At 64.4% G+C, this 21,435-nt stretch carries 22 protein-coding genes; 10 read left to right on the top strand and 12 right to left on the bottom strand.

The window, feature by feature from the left end; translation table 11 throughout:
* Position 1: 1 nt before the first annotated feature.
* Entirely contained in the window at positions 2 to 1,267 is a 1,266-nt protein-coding gene (locus VPH41_RS22410; protein WP_328571537.1) for an extracellular catalytic domain type 1 short-chain-length polyhydroxyalkanoate depolymerase, read from the bottom strand.
* A 54-nt stretch (positions 1,268 to 1,321) separates the two neighbouring features.
* Positions 1,322 to 1,735, bottom strand: coding sequence for a CopG family transcriptional regulator (locus tag VPH41_RS22405; RefSeq protein WP_034752801.1), 414 nt, complete (start codon positions 1,733 to 1,735; stop codon positions 1,322 to 1,324).
* A 278-nt stretch (positions 1,736 to 2,013) separates the two neighbouring features.
* Here VPH41_RS22405 and VPH41_RS22400 point away from each other — a divergent pair, with 278 nt between their 5' ends.
* The 3 genes from VPH41_RS22400 to VPH41_RS22390 all read left to right on the top strand — a co-directional run bounded on the left by VPH41_RS22400 (position 2,014) and on the right by VPH41_RS22390 (position 4,226).
* Entirely contained in the window at positions 2,014 to 2,241 is a 228-nt protein-coding gene (locus tag VPH41_RS22400) for a DUF1289 domain-containing protein (protein WP_413541548.1), read from the top strand.
* Positions 2,242 to 2,249: 8 nt separating this feature from the next.
* Complete coding sequence (locus VPH41_RS22395; RefSeq protein WP_328571536.1) at positions 2,250 to 3,173, top strand: MBL fold metallo-hydrolase; 924 nt, start codon at positions 2,250 to 2,252, stop codon at positions 3,171 to 3,173.
* Between the two features lie 99 nt (positions 3,174 to 3,272).
* Positions 3,273 to 4,226, top strand: a complete 954-nt coding sequence (locus tag VPH41_RS22390) for an NAD(P)H-dependent flavin oxidoreductase (RefSeq protein WP_141171296.1) — start codon at positions 3,273 to 3,275, stop codon at positions 4,224 to 4,226.
* Positions 4,227 to 4,329: 103 nt separating this feature from the next.
* Here the strand turns inward: VPH41_RS22390 and VPH41_RS22385 are convergent, their stop codons facing one another.
* From VPH41_RS22385 to VPH41_RS22345, 9 genes are all read right to left on the bottom strand, one after another.
* Positions 4,330 to 4,911 carry a hypoxanthine-guanine phosphoribosyltransferase gene (locus VPH41_RS22385; protein WP_152257633.1) on the bottom strand — a complete coding sequence of 194 codons (582 nt, stop codon included), beginning with the start codon at positions 4,909 to 4,911 and terminating at the stop codon, positions 4,330 to 4,332.
* A gap of 63 nt (positions 4,912 to 4,974) precedes the next feature.
* A complete protein-coding gene (locus tag VPH41_RS22380; protein ID WP_328571535.1) occupies positions 4,975 to 6,231 on the bottom strand; it encodes a phenylacetate--CoA ligase family protein in 1,257 nt (418 codons plus the stop codon).
* Complete coding sequence (locus VPH41_RS22375; protein WP_328571534.1) at positions 6,228 to 6,587, bottom strand: MmcQ/YjbR family DNA-binding protein; 360 nt, start codon at positions 6,585 to 6,587, stop codon at positions 6,228 to 6,230. Before VPH41_RS22375 ends, VPH41_RS22380 begins: the two co-directional genes overlap by 4 nt.
* Positions 6,588 to 6,602: 15 nt before the next feature.
* Positions 6,603 to 7,448, bottom strand: coding sequence for an ABC transporter ATP-binding protein (locus tag VPH41_RS22370; protein ID WP_287776268.1), 846 nt, complete (start codon positions 7,446 to 7,448; stop codon positions 6,603 to 6,605).
* Positions 7,449 to 7,574: 126 nt separating this feature from the next.
* Positions 7,575 to 8,894, bottom strand: a complete 1,320-nt coding sequence (locus VPH41_RS22365) for an ABC transporter substrate-binding protein (RefSeq protein ID WP_328571533.1) — start codon at positions 8,892 to 8,894, stop codon at positions 7,575 to 7,577.
* A 56-nt stretch (positions 8,895 to 8,950) separates the two neighbouring features.
* Positions 8,951 to 10,009 (bottom strand): branched-chain amino acid ABC transporter permease, encoded by a 1,059-nt coding sequence (locus VPH41_RS22360; protein ID WP_328571532.1) that lies wholly within the window; start codon positions 10,007 to 10,009, stop codon positions 8,951 to 8,953.
* A 63-nt stretch (positions 10,010 to 10,072) separates the two neighbouring features.
* Positions 10,073 to 10,969: a branched-chain amino acid ABC transporter permease gene (locus VPH41_RS22355; RefSeq protein WP_328571667.1), complete on the bottom strand. Its 897-nt coding sequence runs from the start codon at positions 10,967 to 10,969 to the stop codon at positions 10,073 to 10,075.
* Between the two features lie 41 nt (positions 10,970 to 11,010).
* Complete coding sequence (locus tag VPH41_RS22350; protein ID WP_226939077.1) at positions 11,011 to 11,871, bottom strand: ABC transporter ATP-binding protein; 861 nt, start codon at positions 11,869 to 11,871, stop codon at positions 11,011 to 11,013.
* 14 nt (positions 11,872 to 11,885) lie between these two features.
* A complete protein-coding gene (locus VPH41_RS22345; protein WP_328571531.1) occupies positions 11,886 to 13,817 on the bottom strand; it encodes an AMP-binding protein in 1,932 nt (643 codons plus the stop codon).
* A gap of 180 nt (positions 13,818 to 13,997) precedes the next feature.
* On the opposite strand from VPH41_RS22345, the gene VPH41_RS22340 reads away from it, so the two are divergent.
* The 7 genes from VPH41_RS22340 to VPH41_RS22310 all read left to right on the top strand — a co-directional run bounded on the left by VPH41_RS22340 (position 13,998) and on the right by VPH41_RS22310 (position 19,701).
* The gene (locus VPH41_RS22340; protein ID WP_152281851.1) at positions 13,998 to 14,696 is read left to right on the top strand and encodes a Crp/Fnr family transcriptional regulator; all 699 of its coding nucleotides are present in this window, start codon (positions 13,998 to 14,000) and stop codon (positions 14,694 to 14,696) included.
* On the top strand, positions 14,686 to 15,375 hold the full coding sequence (locus tag VPH41_RS22335; RefSeq protein ID WP_328571530.1) for a hypothetical protein: 690 nt from the start codon (positions 14,686 to 14,688) through the stop codon (positions 15,373 to 15,375). Before VPH41_RS22340 ends, VPH41_RS22335 begins: the two co-directional genes overlap by 11 nt.
* Positions 15,376 to 15,467: 92 nt before the next feature.
* The gene (locus tag VPH41_RS22330) at positions 15,468 to 17,279 is read left to right on the top strand and encodes an aminopeptidase P family protein (protein ID WP_328571529.1); all 1,812 of its coding nucleotides are present in this window, start codon (positions 15,468 to 15,470) and stop codon (positions 17,277 to 17,279) included.
* Positions 17,279 to 17,533 carry a hypothetical protein gene (locus VPH41_RS22325; RefSeq protein WP_077398459.1) on the top strand — a complete coding sequence of 85 codons (255 nt, stop codon included), beginning with the start codon at positions 17,279 to 17,281 and terminating at the stop codon, positions 17,531 to 17,533. Before VPH41_RS22330 ends, VPH41_RS22325 begins: the two co-directional genes overlap by 1 nt.
* Complete coding sequence (locus VPH41_RS22320) at positions 17,534 to 18,274, top strand: MgtC/SapB family protein (protein ID WP_152281854.1); 741 nt, start codon at positions 17,534 to 17,536, stop codon at positions 18,272 to 18,274. It abuts the gene before it with no gap.
* Positions 18,275 to 18,279: 5 nt separating this feature from the next.
* Positions 18,280 to 18,867: a DUF924 family protein gene (locus VPH41_RS22315; protein WP_328571528.1), complete on the top strand. Its 588-nt coding sequence runs from the start codon at positions 18,280 to 18,282 to the stop codon at positions 18,865 to 18,867.
* Positions 18,868 to 18,873: 6 nt separating this feature from the next.
* On the top strand, positions 18,874 to 19,701 hold the full coding sequence (locus VPH41_RS22310) for a Rossmann-like and DUF2520 domain-containing protein (RefSeq protein ID WP_152281856.1): 828 nt from the start codon (positions 18,874 to 18,876) through the stop codon (positions 19,699 to 19,701).
* Here the strand turns inward: VPH41_RS22310 and VPH41_RS22305 are convergent.
* Entirely contained in the window at positions 19,698 to 21,152 is a 1,455-nt protein-coding gene (locus tag VPH41_RS22305; RefSeq protein WP_328571527.1) for a sensor domain-containing diguanylate cyclase, read from the bottom strand. The genes VPH41_RS22310 and VPH41_RS22305 overlap by 4 nt on opposite strands.
* Positions 21,153 to 21,435: the final 283 nt, after the last annotated feature.

Genomic DNA, 21,435 nt, shown 5'->3' with positions numbered 1-21,435 from the left:
TTCAGCTGACGGTTTTGAAGAAGCGCAGCATCTCGCGGCTGGCGTCCGGGCCCTTGCCGTCCGTATAGCTGCCGCTGCCGCTGCCGCCCGACCACGCGTGGCCGGCGCCGTGGATCACCCAGTGTTCCCCCAGCGGCGAACCGTCGGCCTGGCGGTGCGTGGTGCGCGTATAGCGGTGGCCATTCGGCACGCTGCCATCGATGGAATCGGCCCTGGCGGCCTTGCCGCCGGCCTGGCTGCGCACGCCCTGGGCGATCAGTTCATCGCCATTGCGCGGGTTGACGGTGGTGTCGCGGTCGCCGTGGAAGACGATGATGGGCACGCCGCCCGCCGGCGCCTGGCGCTGGGCATTGGGCATGGCGCCGCCTTTCATGGCGGCCAGCGCCGACGGCAAGTCCTGTGCCGAGGCAAAGGGCAGACCCGAATGCACGCCGACGGCGGAAAACACGTCCGGATACAGGGTGCCGACGATGACGGCCATGGCGCCGCCCGCCGACAGGCCGGCGACGAACACTGCGCGCTCATTGACCGGGTATTCGTCGATGACCTGCTGGGCGATGCCGGCGATCAGCGACGGCTCGCCCTGGTCGCGCTGCTGGTCGATGGCATTGAACCAGTTCCAGCAGCGCGAACTGTTGGCGCCCTGCGTCTGCGCCGGGTAGACGACAAAACACTCCTTTTCTTCGGCCAGCGCATTCATCTGCGTGCCGGCGGCGAAATCGTCGGGGTTCTGCGTGCAGCCGTGCAGCATGACGATCAGCGGCATGGCCTGGCCGTGATAGCTGCTGGGGATATACAGCTTGTACGAACGCGTGCCCGCATGGTTGCGGTACACGCCATCGATGAACTGCGCGCCAGCGGGCATGTCCGCCGGCGCCGTGGCCGGCGCGTTGAAGCCGGGCGGATGAAAATTCGGCAGCTCGAAGCTGGGCATGTCGAAGCCGTGCTGCCCCAGGCCCACGGGCACGCCCAGGCGCGCCATGAAATCCTGCGCGAAGTCCTGCGCCGCCTGCGCGGGCGTGGGCGGCGCGGCTGGCGTTTCCGGTGCGGCGGCCGCTTGCGGCTGGGCGCCTGCTGCAGGCGCCGGTGGCGGATTGATGTCGCGCATCGGCTGCGGTGGCGGTGGCTGCGGCGCGGCTGCCTGCGGCGCCAGGCCAGCGGCGGCCAGCGCCTGCTGGATGGCTTCGGTGGCGGCGGCGGGCCCCTGGCCCATCAGATTGCGGGTTGCGGCGCGCATGTGCGCCAGCATGTTGAGAGGTAGTTTCATGACCATCCTTAACGGTGCCGCGCATCGGCCGGGTCATCGCCGCGAACCGATACGCTAGTGAATTCGCCCTGCGAGCGCCGTCTTGACGACGGTGCTGGCATGCAGGGCACCTAATACGAAAATAGACTCGATGGTGGCCAGTGCCAGTTCCACGGAGACGTCGCTGGCGATGCTGGCCAGTCCCAGCACCTGGATTTGCAGGCGCTGGCCGGCTGCCTGGATCGCTTCCAGGTCGGCGCGCGAATAGTGCTGCATGCCCAATACCAGGCTTTTACGGGCGACGGTCTGTTTCACCACGTCGGCGTGCGTACCCAGCTGGTTGCGTATGGCCGTACGGATCAGATCCGTGCGGTTGGAATAAAATCCCTCCTGGACCAGCAGATCGATCTGCCCCAGGTCGATCAAACCGAGGTTGATCGTGATTTTCTCGGATTCCCCAATTTTGGGCTTGCTGTCTTGCTTGGCCATAAGTCTCCAAAAACTCCATGTGGCATCCATTTGCCATCTGTATGGATGGTAGTATAGTTCTGAAACACCTCAAGTCAAGCGCGATCTGGCCCGATCGGGGCGCAGGATGGGCCGCCGCAGAGTGAGAATGTCACGTAAAATATATTTTCGAAGCATGCATTTTTCGTCATGTTTTCTTTAGAAAATATATGCACGGAAACATTGCATGGCGATGCCGCCGACTCGCCCGCGTGGTTTCGCGGCATAATGAAAGCCTTCACGTTTACCGATGCCGCTCCATGATGGTCGATACTCCGCCAGCCGTTCCGCTCCCCTTGCCGTCACCGGTACCGTCGCCCTGCGTCAGCCTGTGCAAGATGAACCGCGGCAGCGGCTTGTGCGAAGGCTGTTTGCGCACGCTCGACGAGATCATCGCCTGGAGCAAGGCCGACGACGACTTCAAGCGCGCCGTGTGGGCCGAATTGCCGGGCCGTGTATCCCTGCTCGATTTCGAACCCGACTACTGAGGACGCCCATGCCGCGATCGCCAGCGCTGTTCCCCGATTCCATTCAGGTGTTCGAACGCGGCTGGCTGTCGTCGAATAACATCCTGTTCCAGGGCAGGGACGACACGGCCCTGATCGACAGCGGCTATGTCACGCATGCGCCGCAAACCCTGGCCCTGCTGCGCCATAGCCTGGCCGGCCGGCCGCTGGACCGCTTGTTCAATACGCACCTGCACTCCGACCATTGCGGCGGCAACGCGCTGCTGCAAGCCGCATATGGCTGCCATACGGCCATTCCCGCGTCGGAAGCAGACAAGGTGGGGGCGTGGGACGTCGACGCCCTCAGCTTCCAGGCCACGGGCCAGCAATGTCCGCGCTTCGGCTTCGACGCCACCGTCTCGCCGGGCGACACCTTCACCCTGGCCGACATGGCCTGGCAAGCGCTGGGCGCGCCGGGCCACGACCCGCACTCGCTGATCTTTTACTGCCCCCAGGAAGGCATCCTCATTTCCGCCGACGCCCTGTGGGAAAACGGCTTTGGCGTGATCTTCCCCGAACTCGATGGCGGCTCCGGCTTTCCTGAAGCGCGCGCCACCCTGGACCTGATCGCCAGCCTGGACGTGCGCGTGGTGATCCCCGGCCACGGGCGGCCGTTCCAGGACGCCGCCGGCGCCCTGCAGCGCGCGTATTCGCGCCTCGACTACCTGGCGTCCGACCCCGTGCGCAACGCGCAGAATGCGGTGAAAGTGCTGCTGAAATTCCTGCTGCTGGAACGCCAGCGCATCGCCCTTGCCGAGATACCCGCGCTGCTGCGCGGCATGCCCATCTTTGAAGAGGCCAACCGGCGCTTCCTGCGCCAGGAAACGGCCGCGCTGGCCGAATGGGCCGTCTCGCAACTGCTGAGGGCTGCAGCGGCACGCGTCGAGGGTGAGTACTTGCTTAACGAGGGGTGACGCGCGGGCGCGATAAATTCAGCACGATCGTACTTTTTCTGCACTATAATCAACGTTCAGTGTTTTTTTACGTCCGATCAACTTTCCAGCGAGTCCGCCATGGCATTGCCTGTTGCGTTGCAAAACCTCTCCTTACCCGTTATCGCGTCGCCGATGTTCATCGCCAGCGGCCCGGCCCTCGTCGCGGCGCAGTGCAAGGCCGGCATCGTCGGATCCTTTCCCGCCCTGAACGCGCGTCCCGCCGAACTGCTCGACACCTGGCTCACGGAGCTGCAGGCCGAACTGGCCGCCTTCCAGGCCGCCAATCCCGACAAGAAAGTGGGACCGATCGCCGTCAACCAGATCGTGCACCAGTCGAACGACCGCCTCGCGCATGACGTGGAAGTGTGCGTGAAACACCGGATCCCCATCATCATTTCCTCGCTGCGCGCGCCGCCCAAGGAAATGCTCGACGCCATCCACAGCTATGGCGGCATCGTGCTGCATGACGTGATCTCGATCCGCCACGCGAAAAAGGCGCTGGAGGCGGGTGTCGATGGCCTGATCCTGGTGGCCAGCGGCGCCGGCGGCCATGCGGGCACCCTGTCGCCGTTCGCGCTGGTAGGCGAAGTGCGCAAATTCTTTGACGGTCCGCTGGCGCTGTCGGGCTCCATCGCCACGGGCGACGCCGTGCTGGCCGCGCAGGCGATGGGCGCGGACTTTGCCTACATCGGCTCGCGCTGGCTGGCCACCAAGGAATCGAACGTCAGCGACGGCTACCGCGACGCCATCGTCGATTCCAGCGCGGCGGACATCGTCTACACGAACCTGTTTACCGGTGTGCACGGCAACTATCTGAAGAAATCGATCGTCGCGGCCGGACTCGATCCGGAAGCCTTGCCCGAAGCGGACAAGAGTTCGATGAATTTTGGCTCGGGCAGCGCCAAGGCCTGGCGCGACATCTGGGGCGCGGGCCAGGGCGTGGGCTTGATGGATGACGTGCCGAGCGTCGAAGAGATGGTGGCGCGCCTGAAGGCCGAATACGATGCGGCGCGCGCGCGGCTGAAGCTGTAACGTTGGTGAGGATGTCGGATGACGCGCTGCGCGCCAATCCGACCTGCTCGAACCTGGTGGCGTAGGCCGGATTAGCGCAGCGTAATCCGACTACCATCATGAATCACTCCTGCTTCAAATCCTCGGGCTTGATGGCCCACAGGCCCGGCAGGTTGCGCCAGTAGCCATACGCATCCATGCCGAAGCCGACGACGAAGCGGTTCGGGATCACCAGGCCGACGATATCGGCTTGCACGGGCTTTTTCTTGCCGATGGCCTTGTCGGCAAACACGGCCAGGATCACTTCGGAGGCACCCATGTCCAGCAAGCGTTGCTTGACGTGCGCCAGGGTTTCGCCTTCGTCCAGGATGTCGTCGAGCACGATGACGGTACGGCCCGCTACATTCGAGCGGGGGATGACTTTCCACACCACTTCGCCACCTTTGTCGTCGTCGCCGTAGCGGCTGACGTGGATGTAGTCGAATTCGAGCGGAAAGCTCAGCTGCGGCAGCAGGTTGCCCGTAAACACGACGGCGCCGCCCATCACGCCCAGCACCAGCGGGAATTCCTGCGAATCCTCGGCGTTGAAGCGCGTGTTGAGCACATCGGCCATGCGCGTGATCGACGCCTGCACGGTATCTTGGTCGAACAGCAGTTCCGCGTTCTTGATCAGGTCACGGGCACGGTTGTGATGAAATTCTTGCATGGACTCTTGCATGGCGATGAATGGGGCTGATGGTCAATGCCGGTATTATCCCGCAAATCGGCCTTATTTGTAATCGCGCATGTCGTCGATGATCTTGCCATCCTGCGCCAGGCTGCCCACGGCCACGAGCACCACCTCGCCGCGCAGCTTGGTCAGTTCGCGGATCGAGCCGATGATGGCCTCGGTGCCGCTGGCATCATGCGGATCGTCGACTTCGCAATGCAAAGCCATCTCGTCGTTGGCCATGCGTCCGGACACCACCAGCCGCGCCTTCCTGATCTGCGGGTGGCGGCGCGCGATTTCATGCACCTGCGACGGATGCACGAACATGGCGCGCACCTTGGTGGTCTGGTCGGCGCGTCCCATCCAGCCGCGGATGCGCGTATTCGTGCGCCCGCACGGCGACGCCGGCGCATCCGTCAGCACGGCCGACAGGTCTCCCGTGGCAAAGCGGATCAGCGGATAGTCGGCATTGAAGACGGTGACGACGACTTCGCCCACTTCGCCCGGCGCGACGGGCATGCCGCTGCCCGGGTGGACGATTTCGAGCAGCACGTTTTCATCGATCACCATGCCCGGATTGAGCTTGCCATTGCTGGCCGTTTCATAGGCGATGCTGCCGATATCGGCCGAGGCATAGGTCTGGAACACGTGCGGCACGCCGTTCGCGGCAAACCAGCTGCGCAGGGATTCGGGCAAGGCTTCCGCGCCCATCACGGCCTTGGTGACGCTGCTGATGTCGGCGCCCATTTCGCGCGCCTTCTCGATGATCAGTTTTAAAAAGGACGGCGTGCCGATATACGTGTCCGGCTTCAGATCCATCATCGCCTGCACCTGCATTTCCGTCTGGCCGATGCCGGCCGGGATGACGGTGCAGCCCAGGCGCGCGGCGCCCCCTTCGACCATGAAGGCGGCCGGCGTGAAGTGGTAGGAAAAGCAGTTCTGCAGCAAGCCGCCGGCGCGCACGCCGGCCGCATACATGGGCCGCGCGAAGCGCCACCAGTCGGGGCCCCGGCCTTCCGGATCGAAGATGGGGCCGGGCGAGACAAACACGCGCGACAGCGCGTTATTCGGCGTCGTGTTCAAGCCGCCGAACGGCAGGGCGTCGTGCTGCAATTGCTTGAGGTCGGACTTGCGCGTCACGGGCAGTTGCGCCAGCGCGGCGCGGCTGGTGATGTCGGCGGCGTTGACGCCATCGAGGATGCGGGCCCAGCCCGGCGCCGTTTGCGCGCGCGCGATCAGCTGCGGCAGGCCGGCCATCAATTCGCGTTCGCGCTCTTCGGGGGCGCGTGCTTCCAGACTGTCGAGCGTATCGGTCATGTTGCGGATTCTCCAATGTCACGTTGCAGTTTTTTCGTCAGCCTGGCAAAAATCAGGCTGTATGAGCGGTGCAGCAGGGCCGCCATTTCCCCGTCGTCGAGCGCATCGGGGCTGGCGATATGCACCCACTTGGCCCGTGCCAGGTACGGCGCCGGGCGGATGCCGGGGCGGTCCGTCAATTCCAGAAAGCGTTCCGCATCGACCTTGAAGCTCATGCCCCGGGTGCTGTGCGCTTCCGCGCCGCACAGCGCAAACATCCGGCCACCGACGGAAAACGCCAGCACGTTCGTCCATTTGATGTCTTGCGTCGCGCCGGGAAAGCCGCGGCACACTTGCTTCGCCCGTTCCAGGTCCATGCTTTGACTCCTGCGTCAGGCCAGCCAGCGCTTGCGGCGGCGGTAGAACTTCATGTCGCGGAAGCTCTTGCGCCCGGCGCTGGACACGCCCAGGTAAAACTCCTTGACGTCTTCGTTGCTGGCCAGTTCCTGCGCCTGCCCTTCCATCACGACGCGCCCGTTTTCCAGGATGTAGCCGAAGTCGGCATAGCGCAGCGCCACGTTGGTGTTCTGTTCGGCCAGCAAAAAGGAGACGTTTTCCTTGTGGTTCAGGTCCTTGACGATGCCGAAGATCTCTTCGACGATCTGCGGCGCGATGCCCATCGACGGTTCGTCCAGCAAGATCATCGACGGCTTGGCCATCAGCGCGCGGCCGATGGCGCACATCTGCTGTTCGCCGCCCGAGGTGTAGCCGGCCTGGCTGCTGCGCCGGGTTTTCAGGCGCGGGAAGTAGTGGTAGACCTTGTCCAGCGCCTCCTTCAATTCGCCGCGCGACAGGCTGCGCGTGTAGGCACCCGTCAGCAGGTTTTCCTCGATGGTGAGGTGGCCGAAACAGTGGCGGCCTTCCATCACTTGCGACAGGCCCCGCTTCACCAGCTCATTCGGCGTCAACTGGTCCACGCGCTCGCCCTTGAACTGGACTTCGCCCTTGGTGACGTCGCCCCGTTCGCCGCGCAGCAGGGTCGAGATGGTTTTCAGGGTGGTCGACTTGCCGGCGCCGTTGGCGCCCAGCAGCGCCACGATCTTGCCTTGCGGGACTTGCAGCGACACGCCTTTCAGGACCAGGATCACGTGGTCGTAGATGACTTCGATATTGTTCACCGACAGGTAGGGCGGCGGCGCGTCCGGCTTGATCGGGGTTTGCGTGGCTGTGTGGGTCATGGCTGCTTCGTTTTCATATGTGTTGGCGATGCTGTCGGATTACGCTTCGCTAATCCGACCTACGTGGATGCGGCGTAGGTCGGATCAGGCCGCAGGCCGTAATCCGACACCACCATCGGCAGCGATTTACTTCATGCACGCCGGCGTGATCTTCTTCTCTTCCGCGTACTTGTTCGAGGATTCCTCGACCAGCTTGCGCACCAGGGCCTTGTCGCCGACGATCCACTTCGGCGTGATGGCGGTCCACTTCTTGCCATCCCACTGCTGCACTTTCACGGCGCCCGAGCCTTCATGGTCGTCGCAGCTGGTCTTCACGGTGGGGAACATGCCCAGCGCGCCGACGGCCTTCTGGCGCGCATCGTCGACGTTCAGGTTTTCCAGGCCCCAGCGCATCTGCTCGCCCGTGATCGGTTTGCCCTTGCCGAATTTTTCCTGCGCCGTGCGGATCGCTTCCACCCACAGGATGCCGGCCGTCACGCCGCGCATGTGGTAGACGGAGCCGATGCGCGACTGGTCGGACAGGTTGCCCTTGCCGGACGCGTAGAGCTTCTTGCGGATGTCGTCGAGCACGGGGTAGTTGCCCGGCGTGTTGAACGTCATCGCCGTGTAGCCCTTGGCCGCGTCGCCCGATGGAATCGTGTCTTCCTCGGAGCCGGCCCACCAGACGCCCAGCATTTTGTCGCGCGGGAAGCCGTTGCGTTGCGCCGTCTTGATGGCAACGGAGTTCATCACGCCCCAGCCCCACAGGATCACGTGGTCCGGCTTGGCCTGGCGGATCTGCAGCCATTGCGATTGCTGTTCGCTGCCTGGCGGCGCGACGGGAATTTTCACCAGTTCGAAGCCGTACTGTTTCGATAGCGCTTCGAGCACGGGCAGCGGCTCCTTGCCGAAGGCCGAATCGTGGTACAGGTGGACGATTTTTTTGCCTTTCAGCTTGTCCATGCCGCCATCCTTGTCGCCCAGGTATCTGATCATGCCGGCGGCCTGGCTCCAGTAGCTGGAGATCAGCGGATAGACATACGGGAAGACCTTGCCGTTGGCCGCGTCCGAGCGGCCGTAGCCGATCATCGTCATGGGAATCTTGTCCTGCGCCACGCGGTCCAGGATGCCGTAGGCGACACCCGTGGACAGGGTTTCGACCAGGGTGGCGCCGCCCTGCTTGGTTTTCAGGCGTTCATAGCATTCGACGCCGCGCGACGGGTTGTATTCGGTTTCGCATTCTTCCCAGCTGATCTTCACGCCATTGACGCCGCCGGCCTGGTTGACCAGGTTGAAGTAGTCGATGATGCCGCCGTAGAAACCGGAGCCGCCGGCCGCGTAAGGACCCACGCGGTAGGACGGCAGGGCGATGTACTGTTCCTTGTCCTGCGCCTGCGCGCTGCCGGCAATGGTGAGCGTGGCACTGGCGATGGCGGCGGCCAGCATGAGCGATTTGATGTGTTTCATTGTGTCTCCTCTTGTTTTATTTGGTATTCAAGTGAACCGACATCGACTGCAAAAACTTAATGGGGGAAGGGCCAGAGTCTCAACTTTTCTTTCGCGATCTGCCACAGCCTGGCCAGGCCGTGCGGTTCGACGATCAGGAAGAAGATGATCAGCGCGCCGAACACCATCAGTTCCAGGTTCGAGGCCACGCTGGTCGGCAATGCCAGGCCATGCGCGATGGTGTTCAGGACGACGGGCAGCAGCACGATGAAGGCCGCGCCGAGGAAGGAACCGAGGATCGAACCGACGCCGCCGATGATGATCATGAACAGGATGCGGAAGGACAGGTCCAGGTTGTACGCTTCCGGTTCCACCGTGCCCAGATAGGCATACGCATACAGCGCGCCGGCCACGCCGCAGTAGAAGGAGCTGACGGCAAACGCCAGCAGCTTGGTGCGCATCAGGCGGAAACCGATCACCTCGGCCGCCATGTCCATGTCGCGCACGGCCATCCACGAGCGGCCCACGTTCGAGCGGATCATGTTCTTGGCCAGCAGCGCCATGCCGGCCACGATGGCCAGCACCAGCAGGTATTTGCTTTGTGGCGTATCGAACTGGTAGCCCAGGATGCTCATCTTCTGCACCGTGATGACGCCCGAGGAGCTGTAGTTGGTCAGGTACGGGATCTTGGTCAGGCACCAGACGACGAAGAACTGCGTCGCCAGCGTGGACGCGGCCAGGTAAAAGCCGCGGATGCGCAAGGAGGGCAGGCCGAAGGCGATGCCCACCATGGCCGCGCACAGGCCGCCCAGGATGAACGACACCAGCAGCGGCAATCCCGGCAGGCGCGCCATGAAGTTATACGAGGCAAAGGCGCCTACGGCCATGAAGGCGGCCGTGCCCAGCGACAGCTGGCCTGCGTAGCCGGTCAGGATGTTCAGGCCCAGTGCCGCCAGCGCGAAGATCAGGAACGGAATCAGGATCGCCGACAACAGGTAGGGCGAGGCGAAATACGGCAGGAGGAAGACGGCGACGAGGAGCGTGGCCGTCAGCGCCAGGCGGTCCTGGCGGATCGGAAAGATCTGGTTGTCAGCCTGGTAGCTGGTCTTGAATTGTCCTGCTTCACGGTAAATCATGGCGTGTCCTTTGCGATGGAGCGATAGCGTTGTGCGGCGTGTGCATGGTGCGGCGCTGCGGCGTCAGATGCGCCGGATGATGCGTTCGCCGAACAGGCCTTCCGGGCGCACCAGCAGGAACAGCAGGGCCAGCACATACGGGAACCAGCCTTCGATGCCGCCGCCCACCATGGGGCCCAGGTAGACTTCGGCCAGCTTTTCCGACGCGCCAATGATCAGGCCGCCGACGATGGCGCCCGGCACCGAGGTAAAGCCGCCGAGGATCAGCACCGGCAGCGCCTTTAACGCGATGAAGGTCAGCGCGAACTGCACGCCGTTGCGCGCGCCCCACAGCAAGCCCGCCACCATGGCCACCAGGCCGGCCACGCCCCACACGACGGCCCAGATGCGCTGCAGCGGAATGCCCACGGCCAGCGCCGCCTGGTGGTCGTCGGCGACGGCGCGCAGGGCGCGGCCCACCTTGGTCTTCGAGAACAGCAGGGCCAGACAGATCACCAGCAGCGCGCAGATGCCGGCCGCCACCACGTCGAACTGCGAGACGATGATATTGAAATGGTCCATCAGGAAGGGCAGCGGCACGTCTTCGATGGGCAGGTCCAGCTTGTGCACCTGTGAGCCCCACATCAGCTGCGCCAGGCCTTCGATGAAAAAGGTCAGGCCGATGGTGGCCATGAAGAGCGTGATCTCGGGCTGGTTGACGAGGGGCCGCAAGACCACCCGTTCGATCGCCATGCCCAGCACGATCATGGTCACCATCGTCAGCGGGATGGCCAGCCACAGCGACAGGCCGAACTTGTCCATGATGCCTACGCAGGTGAGGGCAGCGAAAAACACCATCGCGCCCTGCGCAAAATTGAACACGCCCGAGGCCTTGTAGATCAATACAAAACCGATCGCCACCAGCGCATACATGACCCCCGACAGCAGGCCGCCGATCAGCACTTCAAAGAAAAAATTGATATTCATGAGTTGTCCAATGGGTTGTGCGTAGCCCTGCCCGATTACGGGCAGGTCGTTTCGCCGGCAGGCAGCGTGCTGCCTGAATTCCCGGCTACACCACCCAAATACGCGTTGATGACATCCTGGTTGCTGCGCACCTCGTCGGGCGTGCCGTCGCCGATCTTCTTGCCGTAGTCGAGCACCACGACGCGGTCGGAGATATCCATCACCACGCCCATGTCGTGCTCGATCAGCACGATGGTCGTGCCCAGCTGGTCGTTGACGTCGAGGATGAAGCGGCACATGTCCTGCTTTTCTTCCACGTTCATGCCGGCCATCGGTTCGTCCAGCAGCAGGATTTCCGGCTCGGCCACGAGGGCGCGGCCCAGTTCCACGCGCTTTTGCAAGCCGTAGGGCAGGCGCCCCACGGGTGTCTTGCGGATGGCCTGGATTTCCAGGAAGTCGATGATTTCCTCGGCCTTCTTGCGGTGTTCGATTTCCTCGCGCCGCGCCGGTCCCCAGTACAGGGCTTGCAGCAGGAAATTCGACTTCATTTTGAGGTTACGCCCCGTCATGATGTTGTCGAGCACCGTCATGCCTTTGAACAGGGCGATGTTCTGGAAGGTGCGCGCGATGCCGGACTTGGCGGCCGCGTAGCAATCCATGCCGCGCCGGTGTTCGCCGCGGTAGATGATTTCTCCCTGCTGCGGGCGGTACACGCCATTGATCACGTTCAGCATCGAGCTTTTGCCCGCGCCGTTCGGGCCGATGATGGCGCGGATTTCATGCTGCTTGACGTCGAATGAGATGTCGGTCAGCGCCTTCACGCCGCCGAACGACAGCGAGATGTTCTTCAGGTCGAGGATGACGGGACCCGTCTTGCGGGCCGTGCCGAAATGGGCGTCGAGTTCGTTCATTTGCATCGTGCTGTGCTCCATCATGCGGCCAGGCCCTGGGGCCGGTACGTTTTGCTGTCCCAGATCTGCAGGTCGGCGCTGGTCGAGCCAAGGCGGCCATCCTCGAATTTCACCTGGGTCTCGATGTATTGCGTTGCCTTGCCCTCATACAGGGCAGAAATGAGCACCGCGTATTTTTCGGCGATGAATTTGCGGCGCACCTTGCGCGTGCGCGTCAGCTCGTCGTCGTCCGGGTCGAGTTCCTTGTGCAGCACCAGGAAGCGGTGCACCTGCGTGCGGTCCATCAGCGGGTCGGCCGCCAGTTCCGCGTTGACCTGCTCGATGCAGTCGCGGATCAAGCCGTAGGTTTCGGCACGCGCTGCCAGGTCCGTGTAGCCGGAGTAGGCGATGCCGCGCCGCTCGGACCAGTTGCCCACCGCTTCGATGTCGATATTGATGAAGGCGCAGACCTGGTCGCGCGCATGGCCGAAGGCCACCACTTCCTTGATGAAGGGGAAGAACTTGAGCTTGTTCTCGATGTAGTTGGGCGCGAACATGGCGCCGCAATTCATCTTGCCCACGTCGGCCGCGCGGTCGATGATCTTCAGGTGGCCTTCGCCGTCGAACACGCCCGCGTCGCCCGTATGAAAGTAGCCGTCGTCGTCGATCACTTCGGCCGTCGCATCAGGACGCCTGAAGTAGCCGCTCATGGTGGCGGGCGACTTCACCAGCACTTCGCCATTGGCCGCCAGCTTGACTTCCACGCCCGGCGCGGGCAGGCCCACGCTGTCGAACTTGATATTGCCATCCGGCTGCAGGCACACATAGGCGCAGGTTTCGGTGGAACCGTACAATTGCTTGAGATTGACGCCGATGGAGCGGTAGAAGCGGAACAGGTCGGGACCGATGGCAGCGCCGGCCGTGTAGGCGACGCGCACGCGCGACAGCCCCAGCACGTTTTTCAGGGGACCGTAGACGAGCAGTTCGCCCAGCTTGTAGCTGAGGCGGTCCGCCAGCGACACGGGCTTGCCATCCAAAATCTGCGCGCCGCAGCGCTTGGCCACGTCCATGAAATGGCTGAACATGCGGCGCTTGATGCTGCTCGCGTCTTCCATGCGTATCATCACGCTGGTGAGCATGTTCTCGAACACGCGCGGCGGCGCAAAGTAGCAGGTGGGGCCGATTTCGCGCATGTCGATCATCACCGTGTCGCCCGATTCGGGGCAGTTGACGGTGAAGCCGGCCACCATGGCCTGCGCCAGCGAGAACAGGCAGTCGCCCACCCACGCCATGGGCAGGTAGGACAGGATGTCTTCCTCGTCGGTGAGCTTGTCGAAGGCCACGCCGCCTTCGCCGGCGGCCAGCAGCGCCGTATGGCTCTGGCACACGCCCTTCGGCTTGCCCGTGGTGCCCGAGGTGTACAGGATGACGGCCGAATCGCTGCCATGGCCCGCTGCCACGGCGGCGTCATAAAAGCCCGGATGTTCGCGGTCGTAGGCCCGGCCGAGCACCTGCAGCGCGGCAAAGGAGGTGAGCTCCGGCTGGCGGTAGTGGCGCATGCCCCGTTCATCGTCATAGGCGATGTGGGCCACGTGCGGGTACAGGCTTTTCAGTTCCAGCAGCTTGTCGACCTGCTCCTGGTCTTCGACGATGGCGTAGCGGATTTCCGCGTCCTGCAGCACGTAGGCCATGTCGGCGGCCGGCGCGTCCTGGTACAGCGGTACGGGCACGCCGCCCAGGCTTTGCGCGGCCAGCATGGCCCAGTACAGGCGGGGCCGGTTGTCGCCGATGATGGCCAGGTTCATGCCGCGCTGGAAGCCGATGGCGGCCAGGCCGCAGGCCAGTGCGCGCACTTCGTCGTTGACCTCATGCCAGGTCCAGGTTTGCCAGATGCCCAGGTATTTTTCGCGAAATGCGGGCTTGTCGGATCGTGCTGTCCCGTGTTGCAATAAGCGCCGCGGAAAAGTCGGCATGGTTGCTGTGGTATTCGTTTGCACCAGTGTCTCCCTGTTGCTTGTCTCAGGCCCCACCTCGTTGGATGGCGCTCTGTGTTTTTTATGTGTAAGGCGTTTGTGCAATGATAGTAGCTTGCGTTAGTTTGCCGAGTTGTCTTTTCGGGGACATTTACCCACTTTTCGATGGTGCATCGCACAATGACCAACCCTGATATCAGCCTCAAGGATGCCGTGCGCGCGGCCAACTGGGCGCAGCTGCTCGATCCCGTGCAAATGGCCCGGGTGGAGGCGGATGTGTTTGAAACCTTCGTGCCGAAAGGCGGCTTTGTCTGCCGCAAGGGCGAGCCGGTGGACAACTGGATCGGCGTCATCAGCGGCATGGTCAAGATGAATAATTTTTCCGCCTCCGGCAAGGCCATGACCTTCATCGGCGTGCCGCCCGGCAGCTGGTTCGGCGAAGGTTCATTGCTGAAGAATGAAATCCGCAAATACGACACCATGGCCCTGCGCGACACGCGCGTGGCGCGCCTGCCCGGCACCACCTTCCACTGGCTGCTGGAAACGAGTCTGCCGTTTACGCGCTTCCTGTTGATGCAGCTGAACGAACGCCTGGGACAGTTCATCGGCATGGTGGAAAACGAGCGCCTGCTGGACCTGAACACGCGCGTGGCGCGCTGCCTGGCCTCGATGTTCAACTCGCATCTGTACCCGGGCGTCGATACCCTGGTGCAGCTGTCGCAGGAAGAGATCGGCCTGCTGTCCGGTTCCTCGCGCCAGCGCGCCAACCAGGCCTTGCAGGTGCTGGAAAAGAAAGGCTTGCTGCGCCTCGATTACGGCGGCATCCGCGTGCTGGACCTCGATGGCTTGCGCCGCTACGAGGCCGACGATGCTGAATGACCTGACCCAGGACGACGTGCGGCGCTTGACGGAGCAGCACTATCAATCGTTTCTGCAGGCGCGCCTGGCCGGCGCCAAGGCCCTGGCGCGGCTGGACGCGGCCATGCAGGCCCGCCACGCCCTGCTGCCCATGCCGCTGACCCTGCGCGAACTGGCCCTGCTGCCGCAGCTGAGCGACGCCTCCTTGCTGGCGCTGGCACGCTCGCCGCACAGCGGGCACTGGAGCCGCGACGACATCGGCGACACGGATCCCGCGCAAGTGCTGGCCGGCGACGACGCGTATGCCGGTTTTTCACGCCTTATCCTGGAAGAGGCGGCGTGCCACCTGGCGGCCATCCATGCGGGCCAGCTGCCGTATGTGGCCGATGCGGCCTTTGCCACAGCCGATTCCGGCGTGCTGGCGCGCGCCGCGCGGGTGGCCTCCTACCGCGACGATGGCTGGTTTGCGCCCGTCATCGCCACCTTGCTGCCGCAGGCGTGCGTAGCGCCCGGCACGGCCAGGAGCGCGCCATCGCAGTCGCTGGCCATGGCCCTGGGCCATGGCGTGGAAACCATCCCCACGCCGGCCAGCCTGCAGGCGCTGCGCACGGCGCTGGAGCAGGTGCGCCACGCGGGCATCAGGAAAAAGCTCGAACGCCACCTGAAACCGGCGGAAAAGGCCCTGGCCAGGCGCGCCTAGCGCACGTTGGCCGGGCGCTGCGGGCGCGCAGTGCCTTCGCCGGGCTAATCGGGGTATCATAGGCGCTTCCCAGCACCGCTCTTTTCGTCCCCATGCAGACACCTGACCAATCCACTCCCGCCTCCCGTTTGTCGCAACTGCGCAGCGCCATGCGCGCGCAGCACATCGACGCCTGCATCGTGCCTTCGGCCGATCCGCATTTGTCCGAATACCTGCCGGCCCGCTGGCAAGGCCGCGAGTGGCTGTCGGGCTTTACGGGTTCCGTCGGCACCCTGGTCGTCACGCAGGATTTCGCCGGTGTGTGGACCGATGGCCGCTACTGGGAACAGGCGGAAGACGAACTGGCCGGCAGCGGCATCGTCCTGAAGAAGATCCCGTCCGGCGCCAGCGTGCTGTATATCGACTGGCTGGGCGAGACCATGCAGCCGGGGCAGACGGTGGCCGTCGATGGCGCCGTGCTGGGCCTGGCCAATGCGCGCCTGCTGCAGCAGGCGCTGGGCGCGCAAGTGACCCTGCGCACGGATACCGATCTGCTGCAAGCCGTGTGGCCGCAGCGTCCGGCCATGCCGGCCGCGCCCGTGTACGAGCACGCGGCCGCGTATCCGGCCCTTTCGCGCACGCAGAAACTGGACGCCCTGCGCGCCGGCATGGCGGCCCACGGTGCCAGCCACCATGTGATTTCCACGCTCGACGACATCGCGTATCTGTTCAACCTGCGCGGCGCCGACGTCAGCTACAACCCCGTCTTCCTCGCGCATGCGCTGGTGGGACCGGAGCGCGCCACCCTGTTCGTCGCCGACGGCAAGCTGCCGGCCGCCCTGCGCGCCACCCTGGAGAGCGAAGGCGTGGACGTGGCCGCGTATGACCGCGCGGCGGCCGTGCTGGCCGCCCTGCCTGCGGGCGCCACCTTGCTGCTGGACCCGCGCCGCATCACGTTCGGCACGCGCCAGGCCGTGCCCGACGGCGTGTGCGTGGTGGAAGCCATCAACCTGACTACCCTGGCCAAGTCGCGCAAGACGGACAGCGAAGCGGCGCATGTGCGGGCGGCCATGGAACAGGATGGCGCTGCCCTGTGCGAGTTTTTCAGCTGGCTCGATGCCACCCTGGCCGACCCGCAGCGCGCGCCGCTGACGGAAATCGGCGTCGACGAACACCTGACGGCCGCGCGCGCGCGCCGCGCCGGTTTTGTCAGCCCCAGTTTCGGCACCATCGCCGGCTTCAATGCACACGGCGCTATCATGCATTACCACGCCCATGCGGGCACGGAGGCGACCATCGAAGGCGACGGCTTGCTGCTGATCGATTCGGGCGGCCAGTACCTGGGCGGCACCACGGATATCACGCGCGTGGTTCCCGTCGGCACGATCACGGCCGAGCACAAGCGCGATTTCACCCTGGTCCTGCGCAGCATGATCGCGCTGTCGCGCGCGCAGTTCCCGCGCGGCGTGAAGTCGCCCATGCTGGACTCGATCGCCCGCGCGCCCTTGTGGGCCGAGGGCATCGACTTCGGCCACGGCACGGGCCATGGCGTGGGCTTTTTCCTCAACGTGCACGAGGGGCCGCAATCGATTTCGCAGTCCGCCATGCCGGAGCCGCAGACGGCCATGGAGCCGGGCATGATCACTTCCGTGGAGCCGGGTATCTACCGGCCCGGCCAGTGGGGCATCCGCATCGAGAACCTGGTGCTGAACGTTCCCGCGGGGACGACGCCCTTCGGCGAATTTTTGCGCTTCGAAACCCTCACCCTGTGCCCGATCGACACGCGCTGCGTGGAGCGCAGCCTGCTGCGCGACGACGAGGCGGCCTGGCTCAACGACTATCACGCCACCGTGCGTGCGCGCCTGTCGCCGCACCTGGCGGGCGACGCGCTGGCGTGGCTGGAACAGCGCACGGGAGCCATCTGATGCGCTCGACCCGCGCCACCTCCGCCATCGAGCGGCTCAAGGAACGCACCGGCCACCGCCTCTACACGATGGCGCGCACGGGCGATGAACTGTTCTTTCTCACGGAAGGCCCGGGCTTGCCGCCTTTGTGCCCGCCGCTGGAACTGGACGCCTTTGTCGCCTTCGTCAATGGCCTGGGACCGCAAAAGGCGCGCCGCGTCAGCAAGCTTGACGTGGCGTTTGAAAAGCAGCTGACGAAAAAGCCCCAGGACTAAATGCCGACCATCGACTTCCTGCGCGCCTACTGGTCGCCGGCCGAGCTGGCGACGAATGGCGTGATCCTGCTGAACCTGCTGGGCGCACTGCTGCTGGGCTTGCTGGTGGGTTACGAGCGCTCGTATCACGGGCGCGCGGCGGGCATGCGCACCTACAGCCTGGTATGCATGGCCTCGGCCGCGCTGACGGTGCTGGGCGGCTATCCCGAGTTCTGGTACGGCGGCCATGGCGCCATCGTCGGCAGCGATCCCACGCGCGTCATCCAGGGCATCGTCACGGGCGTGGGCTTTCTCGGCGCCGGCGTCATCATGCGCGAAGGCTTCAATATCAGCGGCCTGACGACGGCCGCCTCGATCTGGGCCTCGTCCGTGATCGGCATCATGGTCGGCATCGGCTTTTATCTGTCGGCCATGGGCCTGGCCTTTTTGTGCGCGATGGCGATGATCTTCCTGTCAAAACTGGAAAACTGGCTGCCGTCGCGCCACGCGGTGGCCATCACCATGCGCTTCAGGCAGGGCTTTATTCCGCGCGAAGATGCGCTGCGGCGCATGGCCGCCAAGCGCGGTTATGACATCGCCAGCGGTTCGCTGACCATCGGCAGCACGGACGGCATGCAGGAATGGCGCTTCGTCGCCATCGCGCATGGCAAGAATACGGGCGCCAGCCTGTCGGCCATGTCGGCCGAACTGGCCGCCTTCGAAGGCATCGCCGGCTTCCAGCTGTCGCATGCACGCAACTGAAAAGGATGGACATGGACGCACAGGCCCAAAACGTACTCGATTTCTGGTTCCTGCCGCCGGATAAGCCAGGCCATGGCCAGTCGCGCATGGAATGGTTCCGCAAGGATGACGGCTACGACGCGCAGATACGCGCGCGTTTTGGCGCGCTGATCGACGCCGCCATCGGGGGCGGCTTGCGCGAATGGGAAGCGACGCCGCACGGCGCGCTGGCGCGTCTCATCGTGCTTGATCAATTCACGCGCAACGTCTATCGGGGCACGCCGCGCGCGTTTGCCGGCGACGCCCAGGCGCTGGCGCTGGCCGTCGCCCTGACGCAGGCAGGACAGGACCGGCAGCTGCCGTCCATGCTGCGCGCGTTCGTCTACCTGCCGTTCGAACATGCGGAAGACCTGGCCATGCAGGCGCGCGCCGTCGAATTGTTCCAGCTGCTGTCGCAGGCGCAGCCCGGTTTCGAGAGCATGCTCGATTATGCGCAGCGCCACCAGGAAGTGATCGCCCGCTTTGGCCGCTTCCCGCACCGTAACGCCATTCTGGACCGGCCTTCCACGCCGGAAGAAGCGGCATTCCTGCGCCAGCCCGGTTCCAGCTTCTAGGCCGCCATGAACGTCACCCTCAACATCGTCGGCGCCGGCCATGTGGGCCGCGTGCTGGGCCGTCTGTTCGCCGGCGTGGACGGTATCGCCGTGCAGGACGTGCTGACGCGCTCGATGGCGTCGGCGCAGGCGGCCGTCGATTTCATCGGTGCCGGCACGCCTGTCGCGCACTATGCGGCCTTGCGCCATGCCGATGTCACCATGCTGGCCGTGGCGGACGACCAGATCGGCCCCGCGTGCGCGGCACTGGTGGCCGAGGGACGCCAGGCGGGCGCCATCGTGTTTCACTGCAGCGGCGCGCTGGCGTCCAGCGTGCTGCTGGCGGCCACGCAGGCGGGCGCCTCGGTGGCCAGCGCGCACCCGATCCGCAGCTTTGCCGATCCGCAGCAGGTGGCGGCCACCTTTGACGGCACCTTTTGCGGCGTCGAAGGCGATGCGCTGGCGCTGGCCTTCCTCACGCCGGCCTTGAACGCCATCGGCGCGCGCCCCGTGCCCATCGATCCGGCCGCCAAGACCCTGTATCACGCCGCGGCCGTGTTTGCCAGCAATTACCTGGTGACGGTGCTCGATGCGGCGCTGCGCGCCTATCAGGCGGCCGGGATTCCCGAGCCCGTGGCGCGCGAACTGGCGCAGCCCCTGGTGACGGAAGCGGTGGCCAATGTGTTTCGCCTGGGCGCCGCGCCCGCGCTGTCCGGGCCCATCGCCCGCGGCGATTCGGCTACCGTGCAACGCCAGCAGCAGGCGGTGCAAGGCTGGGATGCCGCCACGGGCGAGTTGTACCGGGCGCTGGTGGCGCCCACGCAGGCGCTGGCCAAGCGCAAGTCCGAGCGCTAGCTCGCGTGCACGCCGTTGCGGCCCTGCTGTTTCGCCTGATACAGGGCGCTGTCGGCGCGTGAAAAGAACGCCGATTCGCTTTCGTCGAGCCGGTACTCGGCCACGCCCAGGCTGATCGTCACGGGTATCTGCGGCTCGGGCAGGCCGAAATCGTGCTGTTCGACGGCGGCGCGCAGGTTTTCCGCCACTTCCGCCGCCTTGGCCAGGCTGCAGTTATTCAGCAGCACCAGGTATTCCTCGCCGCCCCAGCGCGTGATGACGTCGCTTTCGCGCACGGTAGCGCGCGCCACGTCGGCCACGCCACGGATGACCTTGTCGCCCCACAGGTGGCCGTGCGTATCGTTGACGCGCTTGAAGAAATCGATGTCGAACAGGATGGCCGACATCGGCTGCGCCGTGCGCTTGGACAGAAGCATGGCGCGCTGGAACAGCAATTCCAGCGATTGGCGGTTCAATAGCCCCGTCAGCGCATCCGTCGAGGCGATGCGCTCGATGCGGCGCTGGTAGCGGTTCACCGTCAGCAAGGTCAGCACCAGTACCAGCAGGGTGACGCCAAAGCTGATGGCCAGGTTGAAGATGAATACGCGCTGCAGCGACTGGACTTCGTCGCTGACATTCTGCTCGACCACCAGGTACCAGCCCAGTTCCGGAATGAAACGCGAATTGACGAGGATTTGCGCGCGGCCCAGCTGGTACGACAGGTGCGTCGGTTCGCTCTGCTGGTTGATGATCCGGTCGGCAATGGCGGTCACGCCGGGCAGGCTGCGGATGTTGCCGTGCCCGTTGCGCATGGTCTTGCCTGCCAACACCAGGGTGCCGGCGTCGTCGACAAAATAGATGTTGCGGTGGAAGCGCGCCTGGTAGCGGTCGATGATGTGGCTCATGGTGGCCAGGGTCAGGCCGATGCCGGTGGCGCCGATGAACTGGCCGTCGTAGTCGTACACGCGGTGGTTGATGAAGATGGTCATGCTGTCGCGGTTGGCCATGTCCACGTCGACATTCGTTTCGTAGTCGCTGTTTTCCATGGCGCGCACGCGGTAGTACCAGATGTCGCGCGTCGCTTGCGGGCTGACGGATTTCAGCGTGCCTTCGGCATAATAATATTTGCTGCTCTTGTCCGAGACGAGAAAGCTGGTGATGGCGCCGTATTTCTTCTTCACTTCGGCCAGGTAGCGCACGATCTGCGCCGGGTCGCGCTCGCCGGCGAGTATCCAGTCGCGCACGAAGGTGTCGTGCGCCATCAGCGACGAGATGAAGACGGGGCGCAGCATGTCTTTCTGGATTTCGGAATAAATATTGTCGCCCGTCAAAGGCAAGGTCTGGTCGGCGATGCCATGCTCGATGGCCTGGCGCGAGGCCAGGTAGCTGGCCAGGCTGGTGGCCAGGAAGCCCGCCCCCAGGATCAGGGTCAGGAGGATGAGCAGGCGGTACTTGATCGACAGAAGGCGCATGGAGACGAAGGTGGGCAGGCCAGGGCGTGCAGGTCTTGCCCAGGCGCCTGGCGCTGGAGCAATCTTTACGCAAGCCAAAAGTATGCAGCAGGCCGGGTATTGGCGCAATGATAACTGGCTTTATTGATAATTTACGCTGGCGAACGCGACAAGATAACCACGACTTACCAAATAAAAGTGCCGATTTGTCGACAAAGATGCAAATTAGCAATAAGATTTGACGAGGGGAATCATTGCGCAGCACCCCCTGTCTTGCCGCCCGTTTCAGGCGCAGGACACCACG

The organism is Janthinobacterium sp. P210006, from assembly GCF_036231885.1.
Lineage (GTDB): Bacteria > Pseudomonadota > Gammaproteobacteria > Burkholderiales > Burkholderiaceae_D > Janthinobacterium > Janthinobacterium violaceinigrum.
The sequence above is the reverse complement of the archived record's forward strand: the minus strand, read 5'-3'. Positions and strand labels throughout refer to the sequence as shown.